This is a genomic window from Aliidiomarina halalkaliphila (assembly GCF_007096385.1).
GTDB classification, from domain to species: Bacteria; Pseudomonadota; Gammaproteobacteria; order Enterobacterales; family Alteromonadaceae; genus Aliidiomarina; species Aliidiomarina halalkaliphila.
The window spans coordinates 557,449-570,775 of the sequence record NZ_VJWL01000001.1; the positions used below are offsets into that span (position 1 = coordinate 557,449).

Here is a 13,327-nt window from a genome sequence, read left to right on the forward strand (position 1 = left end):
TTACCAACGGCTGGACTGACCAGAATACTGTAAAGACAAGTTGATAGTTCCCGTTAAAAAAAGCACCTTTTTTGCGATCGGGTAACTGGTAACAATTGTCGTAAAGTGTTAGTTTACGCTCCGATTTTGTGTCTAAGACAACAATGAGGTTAGCCGTTATGGCGCTATTCGAGCATATTGAATATGACAATCACGAACAGATCGTGTTTTGTCATGACAAGGTAACCGGACTTAAAGCAATTATCGCTGTGCATGACACCACCATGGGGCCTTCTTTAGGCGGCACCCGGATGTGGAACTATGCTAGCTCTGAAGAAGCTTTAACCGATGTTTTGCGTCTCTCACGTGGTATGACATATAAGAGCGCGTTGGCAGGATTGCCACTCGGTGGTGGTAAAGCGGTGATCATTGGCGATGCCAAAAAAGATAAAAGCGAAGCGTTGTTTAAAGCTTATGGACGGTTCGTTAACTCCCTTGGTGGTAAATATATTACCGCTGAAGACGTGAACATTCGTACTGCAGATATCGGCATCGTTGCCACAGAAACCCCTTTTGTTGCAGGCACCGATGGTAAAGCAGGCGATCCGTCTCCTCACACGGCGCTGGGATCGTACCTAGGCCTGAAAGCCGCTGCGAAACACGCCTTCGGTTCTGAAGATCTGAAAGGTCTTAAAATTAGCGTACAAGGCGTTGGCGCCGTTGGTTTTGATTTTGCGAAGTACTTAGCAGATGAAGGTGCTCAACTAATCGTATGTGATGTGAACCAAGAGAGTGTCGATCGTGCCGTGAATGAACTAGGTGCGACCGCCGTATCTGTAGACGACATCTACGACGCAGACGTTGATATTTACGCGCCTTGCGCTCTGGGTGCTACCATCAATGATGCCACTTTAAAGCGCATCAAAGCGAAAGTGATTGCCGGTAGTGCGAATAACCAACTCGCCACCCCAGCACACGATAAAATTGTTAAAGACATGGGCATCCTATATGCACCGGATTACGTGATTAACGCCGGTGGCGTAATTCATGTCTGTTCGGAAGCGGCGAACTTCACGCTAGAAGATACGTCAGCCCGTATTAAGAATATCTACAACACCTTGGATAAAATCTTCACCCGTGCAAAAGATGAAGATCGTCCTACCGGTGAAATCGCCGATGAAATGGCTCGGGAAATTTTAGCGAAAAAACTCGCTGAGAAAAAAGCCGCTCTCTAAGCGATCGTTGATATAATGAAGAAAGCCGGTGCCCTTGGGCGCCGGCTTTTTTGTTTAGCGAGGCGCTCTGCGTAATCGCTGTGCAAGCAGGGCTACCGGATGCTTAACCCCCTGCCCCTGCATACGTTTCCCTTGGCAGCGACATGAAAATCCAGTGGCATAAAGCTGATCGTACTGAATGTCTTCAAATTTCGGTTGCCAACTCATTTCCCAAAGCGCCTTACTTGTTTTCTGATGTTCCGACTCGTGCCCAAAGGTTCCCGCCATACCACAACACCCCACTGCGGGTGCCTCCGCGCGAATGCCAGCGTTCTGAAGCACGGTAGCCCAATCGCTGCGACTATTTGCCAGCATGGACTGTTCAGTGCAATGCACTAACACCTGAACAACATGGTTATCACGATGATCGTCATTAATTCGGGAAGCAATCGCTGTAAGATGCTCTTTGAGCCATTCATGCATCAAATGAACATCAAATTCCTCCGCCTGAGCGACGCCGAGCTTCCGGTATTCATCTCGATACACTAGACCACTGGCCGCGTCCATGGCTACCAATGGTGCCTGAAACTGCTTCTGGACCTGGGCGAGAAAAGCGCTAGTGCGGTTGGCCTTGTTATAAAAGCTCCGCAAAAACCCTTTCACATGGGCCGCTTTTCCATTCTCCATAAATGGTAACAACACTGGCGTTTTACCAATACTACGAGCGACCGCTACGAAATCTGCGACCACTTGCGCATCAAAGGCAGAGGTATAGGCGTCTTGCACGATAAACACGTATGCGTCTTTATCCCATTCACCTTTGTCATGTTTTTTCTGAGCGTCGGCAAATGACATCACTTGCAATAACTGGCTGTGTGTACGCAACGAAGGAATCGCGAAGCGTGGTGTGTCTTGATAACCCAATAATTGTTTTTGCAGCCAACGCGAGAATGGATTCTGCACGAATAGATTCGCTAACCGGGGAAAACGAGCAAGACGCAGCACACTCGATTCGCTTCGCTGAACAACAAAGTCTTTCAGCGGGCGCTTAAAGCGCGTGTGATAAAGCCCATAGAACAGCGATCGTTGACTCGGAATATCCACCTTGACGGGGCATTGACTGGAACAGGCTTTACAGGCCAAACAGTTATCTAAGGAATCCCGTACTTCATGGTTAAAATCGTTGCCCTTTGCGGGTGCCAACCAAATATTAGCCAACACTCCTGGCTCTTTTGGAAGTGACTCGGCCGAAATCATGAGCTTGGAGTCGGCATGACTATGCAAGCGAAGCCACTCACGTATCAAGGTCGCGCGGCCTTTCGGCGAGTAACGCCGATCGCCAGTTGCGCGAAATGAGGGACACATGGTGGCATCGGCATCGAAGTTAAAGCACAAGCCATTACCGTTACAATCCATCACCCCTTGAAATTGACGCTGATGGGCCTTCGAGATCTGCCGGTCCAGTGTGCCGCGCAGCGGACCATCGATAGATACCAGCGGTTCGTTACGCTGAATAGGCGTACAGATCTTTCCGGGATTTAATAGATTGCGCGGGTCAAAGGCGCCTTTAATTTTGCGAAGCTCAGTAAATAACCTATCGCCAAAAAATTCTGGACCGTATTCAGAGCGAAACCCCTTCCCATGCTCTCCCCACATCAAGCCGCCAAACCGGGCTGTAAGGGCCACTACTTCATCACTGATATCCCGAAGGGTGTGAGCACTGGCGGGATCTTGCATGTCTAACGCAGGGCGTACGTGCAGTACACCGGCATCTACATGACCAAACATGCCATAGTGCAACCCGTAACGATCCAATATGGCCCGGAACTCCATAATATAATCTGCTAAATTTTCTGGCGGCACCGCAGTATCTTCTACAAAGGCGACCGGTTTCTCGCTCCCCTTGGTTGCACCTAACAAACCAACGGCTTTTTTCCGCATATTATAGATTTTATGGATACTCGCCCCATCTCGGCAAATCTGGTATCCAATCACGCCGGTACGGTGCGGATCCAGTTGATCCAGTTCCGTGCATAAGCGCTTAAGTTTGCCACCGATCTCTTGTTGGGTCAGTCCGGTAAACTCGAGAATATTAATACCGTCCATCCGATACGGGGGCACATCAGTGAGTAAATCACGAACTTCATGCCAAACCACATCATTTCTGGCTAAATCCAACACCGTACTATCAATAGTTTCTACCGAGGTCGCCTCAGCAGCGACTAGGCTGGGGGCATGCTTCAGTGCCGCCTGAAAATCTTGATACTTTACATTCACGAGCACTTTAAAAGCGGGGATGGGGGTAATGTTTAATTTGCATTCTGTCACAATGGCAAGGGTACCCTCGGCACCACAGATTAAACGCCCAATATCGATCTCATCACGACTCTCGTTATAAGCATGAGCAAGATCATAACCGGTTAAAAAGCGATTTAATGGTGGAAACTTTTCAGCGATTTCAGCCCTCAGTCCCACGCAGGTATCTAACACCTGCCGGTAGATAGTCGCTAGCGTATCCCCTTCATTCGCCCTTGATTCAGCTTCATTACGAGGCATTGGTGCGGTGCGTATTTCCTCGCCATTCGCCAAGTAACCACGTAGCGCTAACACGTGGTCACTGGTTTTGCCATACACCAAGGAGCCTTGACCAGAGGCATCGGTAGCAATCATTCCACCGATAGTGCAGCGGTTACTGGTTGAGGTATCCGGAGCAAAGAAATAGCCATCATCAGCTAAGGCCGCATTGAGTTGGTCTTTCACGATACCCGCTTCAACACGAACCCAACCTTCTTTCGCGTTGATTTCTAATACCCGATTTAAATAACGGCTCAGATCAATCACGATCCCTGGCGTAAGCGATTGCCCATTGGTCCCGGTACCTCCGCCGCGCGGTGCAAAACGAATGTGACGAAACGCTTTTTGTTGGGCAACTTTTAAGGCGCAGGCTACATCACGTTGACTGCGCGGATAAAGGACGGCTTGTGGGAGTTGTTGGTAAATGCTGTTATCGGTTGCTGCAATGAGCCGCCCACTATAGGACACGTCGATATCGCCAATGAACCCTGATTTACGTAAGGCTTCAAGGTAAGGATGGGTTGCCGCCACCACGGGATCGTCTGGAGAAATCGTTGCAAGCATGTTGCTCACTACTGCCCACCTCATAAACTAGGAAAGGGATGCGCACCACCCCTTTCCCATGTAAGTTACTTCAAGTGTTTACTTAAGTATAGCCAGGTATCAACCACAGTATCCGGGTTCAAGGACACGGAATCGATGCCCTGCTCAACCAACCATTGTGCGAAATCTGGGTGATCGGATGGACCCTGACCACAAATACCCACATATTTGCCACGTTTTTTAGCGGTTTTAATAGCCATTTCAAGTAACGCTTTTACGGCTGGGTTACGTTCATCAAACAAATGCGCAATTAACCCTGAATCTCGGTCTAAACCAAGGGTCAACTGGGTCAAATCGTTGGACCCAATGGAGAAGCCATCAAATATATCAAGGAACTGGTCGGCTAATACTGCATTAGACGGCAATTCGCACATCATTATGACGCGTAATCCGTTCTCGCCCTGACGCAAACCATACTTCGCCAATAAATCGATAACTTTCCGTCCCTCTTCAAGGGTGCGCACGAAAGGAATCATGATTTCGACATTGGTCAGGCCCATTTCGTTACGTACGCGCTTAATGGCTTCACACTCTAAGGCAAAGCATTCCACGAAGTCTTCAGACAGGTAGCGCGATGCGCCACGGAATCCAAGCATCGGGTTTTCTTCTTCGGGCTCGTATTGACGGCCACCGATCAAATTCGCATATTCGTTAGACTTAAAGTCGGACATGCGCACAATCACTCGCTCCGGGGCGAACGATGCGCCAATGGTGGCAATGCCTTCTACTAACCGCTGAATATAAAATTCACGAGGGCTCGGATAACCGGCAATTGTATCGTTAATTAACGCCTGCAACTCGGCTGACTGATCATCAAAATGCAATAATGCTTTCGGATGCACACCAATCATACGATTAATAATAAACTCTAAGCGAGCCAAACCAACGCCTGCATGGGGTAAGCGAGCAAAGTCAAATGCCCGATCTGGATTTCCCACATTTTGCATGATTTTTAACGGCAGCGGCGGCATATTGCCTACTTCTGATTGCGTCACCTCGAACTCGAGAATGCCGCGGTAAACCATGCCAGTGTCGCCTTCGGCACAACTGACAGTCACCGGCTCACCGTCTGGGATTGTCTTAGTGGCGTCGGTGCAGCCAACAATAGCTGGTATACCCAACTCACGAGCGATAATCGCAGCATGACAGGTGCGCCCGCCGCGATTGGTAACAATGGCGGCAGCCCGTTTCATGATGGGTTCCCAATCTGGGTCCGTCATATCGGTAACTAGCACGTCGCCCGGCTGTACTTGATCCATTTCGGCAATAGAGCTTAATACGCGCGCCTGACCAGACCCTATTTTCTGTCCGATTGCGCGACCAGTAGTAATTACATCGGACTGCGCTTTTAGGCTGAATCGCTCAATGCGATTTGCATTCTCATTGGAACGAACCGTTTCTGGGCGTGCTTGCACAATATAAAGCTTACCGTCGAGGCCATCTTTCGCCCATTCGATATCCATGGGGCGCCCATAATGCTGCTCAATGGTAACCGCTTGTCGGGCCAGCTCCATGATTTCTTCATCGCTGATAGAAAACACTTTTGCACGTTTGGCTTCGACGTCTTGAATCGATACCTGCTTACCATGCTCTTGCGATTCCGAGTAAACCATTTCAATCTTTTTCGAACCCATAGTGCGACGAATAACTGCGGGACGTCCTGCTGCTAAGGTTGGTTTGTGCACATGGAATTCATCTGGGTTTACAGCCCCTTGCACCACCATCTCACCGAGTCCGTAGGAGGAGGTAATAAAGACGACTTGATCAAACCCGGATTCCGTATCGATCGAAAACATGACTCCAGACGAGGCTAAATCACTGCGCACCATACGTTGCACACCGGCAGATAAGGCCACGCCACGGTGGTCGTAGCCTTGATGGACCCGGTAAGAAATCGCCCGATCGTTAAACAGCGAAGCGAAAACATGTTTGATCGCTTCCATTACCGCATCAATGCCCTTCACGTTTAAGAAGGTTTCTTGTTGACCAGCAAAAGATGCATCTGGCATATCTTCCGCAGTTGCCGAACTGCGTACCGCAAAACTAGCACCACTAAGACCATCACTCAGGGTTTCATAAGCATCACGAATGGCAGCATCGAGCTCAGGCGTAAACGGGGTATCGATAATCCACTGACGAATCTTACCACCAGCAACGGCGAGCGCTTTTACATCATCAACATCGAGGTCGTCGAGTACTTGGTAAATTTTCGCGTTGAGACCGCTTTGTTCGAGGAAAGTATTGAAAGCATGAGAGGTGGTTGCAAAACCACCGGGCACGGTGACGCCCAATCCGGCAAGGTTACTAATCATTTCTCCAAGTGAGGCGTTTTTTCCTCCAACTCGGTTCACGTCGTTCATACCGAGGTCTTGATACCAAAGCACGTAATCTTGCACGGTGTAATCCTTTTCCATTTATAAGGTTGAGGGCTGGGCGAGCTTGCTGCATTCAAAACGCAACCACGAGGGCTACAACGAAGCTTATTTTACACATCCCTGCCGAACAAGTTAACATTTGTGTCACTTTCCTTGGGAACATTTTCTTATGCGCACTGCTTTTTATATATCAGACGGAACGGCTCTGACCTCCGAAACCTTTGGCCATGCGATACTATCGCTCTTTCCAGTGAAGTTTCAGCATAAAACATTACCCTTTATCGACGACGAAGAAAAAGCCCAACGTGCGGTGGAGGAAATTAACCAAGCCTTTGCTGAAACTGGCGAACGCCCGCTTATTTTTCACACCTTCGTTGACCCACGGATTAAGCGCATAATTATCCAAAGCGATGGCATCAGTTACGACTTCCTTGACCATTATGTGGCCCCCGTACAGGCAGAACTCGGCGTTGAAGCGCAACCAAAGACCAATCGCACCCATGGAATCACTGCAGATTATAATTTTCGAATCGATGCGATTAACTATACGCTAGAAAACGATGACGGTGTCACGACGCGTAATTATGGAGAAGCAGATATTATTTTGATCGGTGCGTCGCGTACCGGAAAAACGCCAACATGCCTGTATTTGGCGCTTCAATACGGTATTAAAGCAGCAAACTATCCCATCACTGAAGATGATATGGATAATCTTGAACTCACCTATGACTTAAAAATGCATCGCCATAAGCTATTTGGATTAACGATTGATCCTGAGCGTCTACAAAGTATTCGCGAAGCACGTCGGGCAGGTTCACGCTATGCATCGCAACAACAGTGTGAGTTTGAGATTGCAGAAATTGAAGCATTATATAGAAGAGAGGCAATCCCCTACCTTAACTCGACCTATGCGTCGGTGGAGGAGATTGCCGCTAAGATTATGACCACTGCAAAACTGCAACGGCACCGCTACTAACGCGGCTTATTTGCTATTGGTACTTTCGAATATTTTATCTGCAGAGGCCGCAACAAATCCGGTGTAGAGTTTGCCGGGTGCCAATTCATAACGCTTTGCAAACTCATAAAAGCAGCTCGGAATACGGGCTGCTTTATCTTTAAAGCGTACTTCCACATGATCCGCCATCGTCGCCGACTGCTCGAGATACACCTCAGGCGAACCTTTAATTTCGCCGCCGGAACTGTTCAAGGTGAACCCTGCATTTTTCAATGTCGCGTTAACACTTTCCAAGGTGCTGTAGCCAGGCAATGCGTTGACGCTCACCGTAAAGTGATTGGCACAAAAACCAAACGCGCTCATCCAAGCCGCATATTCGCTTTCTGCAAGGAGCATCTGATATTCATCGTAGGTGACATCCCAGTGGGTGCCCGAGTACAAAAACGCCGGTTGCTGCACCTGTTCAGGCGCTATACCCGCAACCATGCGCTGAATAACGCGTTGTACTTGCGGTGAGAATGACTCAACCAGTAATTCACTGACAAATACCTTGGGTAGCGTCGGGTCTGCGTGTTCAAAATGCTTAGCCCGTAGTTTTTTCTCAGTGAACTCGTAATCACCATTCGCGAAGTAGCCCATGCTCTCAATCAGAGTAGCCAGTGCATCTAAATTAACCGGTGCAATATTGAAGGTTCGAAACGCAACATGGTCATTAATTATTGAATGCCCTTTGCCAAGCACTTGATGCACTTTATCAGCAGATGGCGTACGTTGGATGTAATCTTGCCAAAGATCGGCGAAAAACTGATGAACTTGCTGAGACATGGAATGAACTCCTGTTTCCACTGCCAGTACGACGAGCAAACTACGTTCGACTGCAGGAATTAACCCGATAGCACGATGAGCACTGCTATCAAACCTACGAAAAGACAGGCCCGAAAGCCTGTCTATACAATACATCTATTATCGCATAATAAATCGACACCTGACTAGAGCTTGCTATACACTTTTCCCGTTGCGTGCGCTGGCCAATGTTTCCGAAACCAAGAAAGCTAACTCCAATACTTGGTCCGCATTTAAGCGCGGGTCGCACTGTGTCAAGTAGCGCTGCTCCAAATCGTTTTCGGAGATTTGATACGCACCACCCGTACATTCGGTGACGTTTTCACCCGTCATTTCTAAGTGAATACCACCCGCGTAACTGCCTTCCGCTTGATGAATGGCGAAAAACTGCCGGATTTCGCGAATAATGGCGTCGAAATTGCGCGTTTTATAACCGTTATCTGCTTTAACTGTATTGCCATGCATAGGATCACTTGACCAGACAACATGCCGCCCTTCTGCTTGTACACGGCGAATCAGGCGCGGGAGATTCTCGGCAAGATTATCAGCCCCCATACGCGTAATTAGCGTAAGGCGTCCTGGTGTATTGTTGGGGTTTAATGCATCAATGATGGCCATGAGCTCATCTTCACTGGCTTTTGGCCCGATTTTTACACCCAGGGGGTTGTGTATTCCACGGAAGAATTCGACATGAGCATGGTCGAGTTGCCGCGTGCGTTCCCCCATCCACACCATATGCGCAGAGCAGTTATAGGGAAGTCCAGTAAGACTGTCGGTGCGAGTCAAGGCTTCCTCATAAGGCAATAGCAAAGCCTCATGGGAGGTGAACAACTCAGTTTCATGAATGGTAGGATGGGTCTCAGCCGTAATCCCTAACACTTCCATAAAGCGCAAAGATTCTTCAATCCGCTCCGAAACCTTCTGGTACTTTTCTTTCATCGGATTGGCAGCAATAAAGCCCATGTTCCATTTATGCACTTTATGCAGATCCGCAAAACCACCCTGGGCAAAGGCCCGCAGCAAGTTCAAGGTGGCGGCTGAGTGGTGATACGCCGTTAACATGCGGTTTGGATCTGGCTCGCGTGCTTCTGGGGTAAATTCAGCCCCATTAATAATGTCGCCGCGATAACTCGGCAAAGAAACACCTTGGATAGTCTCCATGTCGCTGGAGCGAGGTTTCGCGAATTGCCCAGCCATGCGCCCTACTTTGGTGACCGGGACCGAACCCGCGAAGGTGAGCACAATGGCCATCTGTAACATAACTTTAAACGTGTCACGGATTTTAGGCGCAGTGAAATCACGGAAAGACTCGGCGCAATCGCCACCTTGCAGTAAAAAGCCGCGACCTTGGCAGACATCGCCAAGATGGTCCTGTAATCGGCGGATTTCTTCGGCAAATACCAACGGTGGATATTGCTTGAGCTGTTGCTCCACATACGCCAATGCGTTTTTATCCGCATAGGTGGGCTGTTGCTGGATGGGAAGTTTTCGCCAACTGTTAGGAGTCCAACTCATTCGATTTTCCTCGTTACTTCATGAAGAAAAGCTGAATACGGCACTAGTACGCATGGGCTTTCCGAGCTTAGGGGTTAGAACCTTTAAATGTATAGAGCGGGCTCCAGGAATGCAATGCAAAATCAAAGGAAAAAAACGGTTACCACAACCGATTTTGTTATTTTGGTCGAGGAACCGTAAGAATTTGCCCCAAATTTCCATAATGATCAGCCCCTAAACGGGCTAAAGGATCAACTTTCAGAGCATCCACATGGAGACGCTCAACGCTGGAGCCGTCTGGCTTAGTGTGTCGTGTTTTCTCAGCAACAGCATCGGAAATATACACTTGTTCAATCTCGCCAAATATCAAGTCTTGTGGGGCACCAGGAATGGCATGAACATGGTGTAGCCGACAACCAAAGGCAACTTTACATGAAGCTAAGCGCGGTAATGGGAAATCACCAAATGGCACGGTTTCCAAAGACAGCCTAGCTAATTCAGATTCCTCTGCGGGCAGTGCCCGTGAACTTTCCGTCACCGCGTGGGCATGGTCGCTGGACGGGATATGCACTACAAAATGGGTATTCGTCGCAATATTTACTTTGGTATCTTTACCTTTTCCATCGGCTTTATTGCCGACAGAAAACATAAGAAGTGGTGGCGCACTGCTTACTGCCGTGAAATAGCTAAATGGAGCTAGATTCAAGTGCCCGTGAGCATGTTCACTGAGTACCCAGGCGATCGGTCTGGGTATCAGTGTTTGCGTCATTAAATGATAGATCTGACTGGATGAGTTCTCGTTTAAAGCAATAATCATGTGTATTGACCTTGCTGTAGGGCGGCAATCCGTTTTTCTATCGGTGGATGGGTCATCATTAATTCGCCTTTTTTGAGCTTACCTTTAATACCAAAGGCCATCATGCGGTCATCTAATTGTGACTCACGCCCTTGCTGTAATCGGCGCAAAGCTGCAATCATTTTTTGCGGCCCAACCAATCGAGCAGCTCCAGCATCCGCCCGATATTCCCGTTGGCGGGAGAAATAAAACACGATGATTTGTGCCAGCATGCCAAAGAGGATTTCAAATAAAATAACTAACCCGAAATAAGCGAAGCCTCCTCCCCCGGTGCGCGAGCCTCCTTGATTACCTCGTAATGCATTATTGATAAGGCCTGCGACCACACGGGCTAGGAAAATAACGAAGGTATTTACCACACCTTGAATCAAGGTCAGGGTCACCATATCTCCGTTAGCCACGTGGCTGACTTCGTGCGCCAACACCGCCTCCACTTCATCTTTATTCATGGAGCGCAATAATCCGGTGGAGACTGCCACCAATGAGTCGTTTTTGCTCGGCCCCGTCGCAAAAGCATTGGGTTCTGGCGAATCATAAATGGCCACCTCTGGCATCTTGATCCCCGCTTTTTGTGCTTGTGCTGCAACAGTATCAACTAACCATCGTTCAGCGTCATTACGTGGGTGCTCAATAACGCGAGCGCCGGTACTGCGTTTTGCCATCCACTTTGAGATAAACAGGGAGATAAAGGCGCCGCCAAACCCAAATAGCGCAGCAAATATCAATAGCCCCTGGTAACTTCCAAAATCAATCCCGAACACAGCCATCAATACATTGAGCACAATGCTCAACACAATGATCACCGCTAAATTCGTTGCCAGAAATAATGCGACTCGTTTCATGCAGTACAACCTCTTCGGTAACAATCACCCTGTGAATATTGGGATTTATCCCCTAATTTTCAAGCAGTAGATTAAGCATTGAGCCCAATTTGGGGCAGTGTTATGCTGATTTTACGCCACGACACCTTTTAGGAAAGCTTGCGTCCTTATGATTGATTCCAACGAGCAACAGAAACGCAACTTACTATTATTAAGTAGTTCCAAAGCCGGTGAAACGGATTACTTAGTGCATAGTAAATTCTGGTTAAAATCCCACTTTTCACAAGCCAAAACTATTGTTTTCATCCCCTATGCAGGGGTAACACAATCTTACAGCAGTTACAGCGCAAGGGTCGACGCAGCACTTGCGGATATGGGTATGCACATTCGTGGCATCGAAACCTACAGTAATCCGCGCGAGGCCATCGCAAAAGCCGATGGTGTTATTGTCGGTGGCGGCAATACTTTTGTGCTACTGAACACCCTCTATCAATATGGGCTGTTAGATCCCCTACGCAAACGTATCTACGAAGGCTTGCCCTATGCAGGATGGAGTGCTGGTGCAAACATCGCTGGATTAAGTATTCGCACCACCAACGATATGCCAATTATTGAACCACCATCGTTTACAGCCCTCGGGGTAGTCCCATTTCAATTAAATCCACACTATATAGATCAGCACCCTCCCGGGTTTCACGGGGAGACTCGAGCACAACGACTTGCTGAATTTATGGCGGTGAACCCGCATACGCTTACCATTGCGTTACGAGAAGGTACAGGACTTAAAGTAGAAGGAAAAACCATGCGATTGCTTGGCACACTCGATGCTGTGGCATTTCAAGACGGCAAAGCCCAACCATTGGCGGCGGGAAGCGTACTAAGCCAATATCTCTAGGCTTTTAGGGCATCAAGCGGCGATTATAAGCGCGGATGTGTGGTTGCCAGCCACGCTTGCCCCGTCGCCTGATCTGCCAGAAATGGCACTTCCGCAAGTAATGGTGCTTGAATTCGATCTTTTAAGGTTTGCAGGTTCTCTTGGTAAAAAGGCATAGCCTCTTCAGTCAGCTGATTGGCGATCCAGCCGCGCAAATGGCAACCGCTTTGAGCGATTGCAGCAACGGTCAGCAAAGCATGATTTAAACAGCCGAGTTTCATGCCCACCACGAGGATCACTTCTTGGTTAGTCTCTCGCACAAATTGCGGCATGAGATCCCCTTGATCCAACGGCAACATCCACCCTCCGGCCCCCTCACTCAAGAGAATATCCGGATTACGACTATGCAATGCCCGCCAAGCCATGGTGGAACGTAATAATAAGCCCTGCTCTCCTACTAGCTCAGCCGCGATATGAGGCGCGATAGGCGGCTCTAGGGCAACGGGGTTTACATCTCCGTACTCCGCGGTCATGGTTGCCGCTCGCTGCAATATTAGTGCATCACTATTTTCGAACCGTTGCGATACTTCATTCCACTTACATCCCGCGGCAATCGGCTTCATTGCAAGCGTCGACAAGCCTTGCTGTTGCCAGTACTGTAATAGCATCTCTGACACTCTGGTTTTACCGGAGTCAGTATCAGTACCTGTTACAAAAATGCATCGTGTCATAACCTTAC

At 48.6% G+C, this 13,327-nt stretch carries 10 protein-coding genes; 3 read left to right on the forward strand and 7 right to left on the reverse strand.

The window, feature by feature from the left end; translation table 11 throughout:
* The first annotated feature begins 158 nt into the window (after positions 1-158).
* Complete coding sequence (locus FM042_RS02625; RefSeq protein ID WP_143234192.1) at positions 159-1,214, forward strand: Glu/Leu/Phe/Val dehydrogenase dimerization domain-containing protein; 1,056 nt, start codon at positions 159-161, stop codon at positions 1,212-1,214.
* 54 nt (positions 1,215-1,268) lie between these two features.
* On the opposite strand, the gene ydiJ is transcribed toward FM042_RS02625, so the two are convergent.
* The gene (gene ydiJ, locus FM042_RS02630; RefSeq protein ID WP_143235584.1) at positions 1,269-4,331 is read right to left on the reverse strand and encodes a D-2-hydroxyglutarate dehydrogenase YdiJ; all 3,063 of its coding nucleotides are present in this window, start codon (positions 4,329-4,331) and stop codon (positions 1,269-1,271) included.
* 65 nt (positions 4,332-4,396) lie between these two features.
* The gene (gene ppsA / locus FM042_RS02635) at positions 4,397-6,766 is read right to left on the reverse strand and encodes a phosphoenolpyruvate synthase (protein ID WP_143234193.1); all 2,370 of its coding nucleotides are present in this window, start codon (positions 6,764-6,766) and stop codon (positions 4,397-4,399) included.
* A gap of 148 nt (positions 6,767-6,914) precedes the next feature.
* Between ppsA and ppsR the strand changes: the two genes are divergently transcribed.
* On the forward strand, positions 6,915-7,721 hold the full coding sequence (gene ppsR, locus FM042_RS02640) for a posphoenolpyruvate synthetase regulatory kinase/phosphorylase PpsR (RefSeq protein ID WP_143234194.1): 807 nt from the start codon (positions 6,915-6,917) through the stop codon (positions 7,719-7,721).
* 6 nt (positions 7,722-7,727) lie between these two features.
* Here ppsR and FM042_RS02645 read toward each other — a convergent pair whose 3' ends face one another.
* From FM042_RS02645 to htpX, 4 genes are all read right to left on the reverse strand, one after another.
* Positions 7,728-8,525: a DUF1338 domain-containing protein gene (locus FM042_RS02645; RefSeq protein WP_143234195.1), complete on the reverse strand. Its 798-nt coding sequence runs from the start codon at positions 8,523-8,525 to the stop codon at positions 7,728-7,730.
* A 174-nt stretch (positions 8,526-8,699) separates the two neighbouring features.
* Positions 8,700-10,058, reverse strand: coding sequence for a class II 3-deoxy-7-phosphoheptulonate synthase (locus tag FM042_RS02650; protein WP_143234196.1), 1,359 nt, complete (start codon positions 10,056-10,058; stop codon positions 8,700-8,702).
* Positions 10,059-10,215: 157 nt separating this feature from the next.
* A complete protein-coding gene (locus tag FM042_RS02655) occupies positions 10,216-10,854 on the reverse strand; it encodes a flavin reductase family protein (RefSeq protein WP_143234197.1) in 639 nt (212 codons plus the stop codon).
* The gene (htpX, locus tag FM042_RS02660) at positions 10,851-11,735 is read right to left on the reverse strand and encodes a protease HtpX (RefSeq protein WP_143234198.1); all 885 of its coding nucleotides are present in this window, start codon (positions 11,733-11,735) and stop codon (positions 10,851-10,853) included. Before htpX ends, FM042_RS02655 begins: the two co-directional genes overlap by 4 nt.
* 148 nt (positions 11,736-11,883) lie before the next feature.
* Here htpX and pepE point away from each other — a divergent pair, with 148 nt between their 5' ends.
* Positions 11,884-12,609 carry a dipeptidase PepE gene (gene pepE / locus FM042_RS02665; RefSeq protein WP_143234199.1) on the forward strand — a complete coding sequence of 242 codons (726 nt, stop codon included), beginning with the start codon at positions 11,884-11,886 and terminating at the stop codon, positions 12,607-12,609.
* A 23-nt stretch (positions 12,610-12,632) separates the two neighbouring features.
* Here the strand turns inward: pepE and bioD are convergent, their stop codons facing one another.
* On the reverse strand, positions 12,633-13,319 hold the full coding sequence (gene bioD, locus FM042_RS02670; protein ID WP_143234200.1) for a dethiobiotin synthase: 687 nt from the start codon (positions 13,317-13,319) through the stop codon (positions 12,633-12,635).
* Positions 13,320-13,327 lie beyond the last annotated feature (8 nt).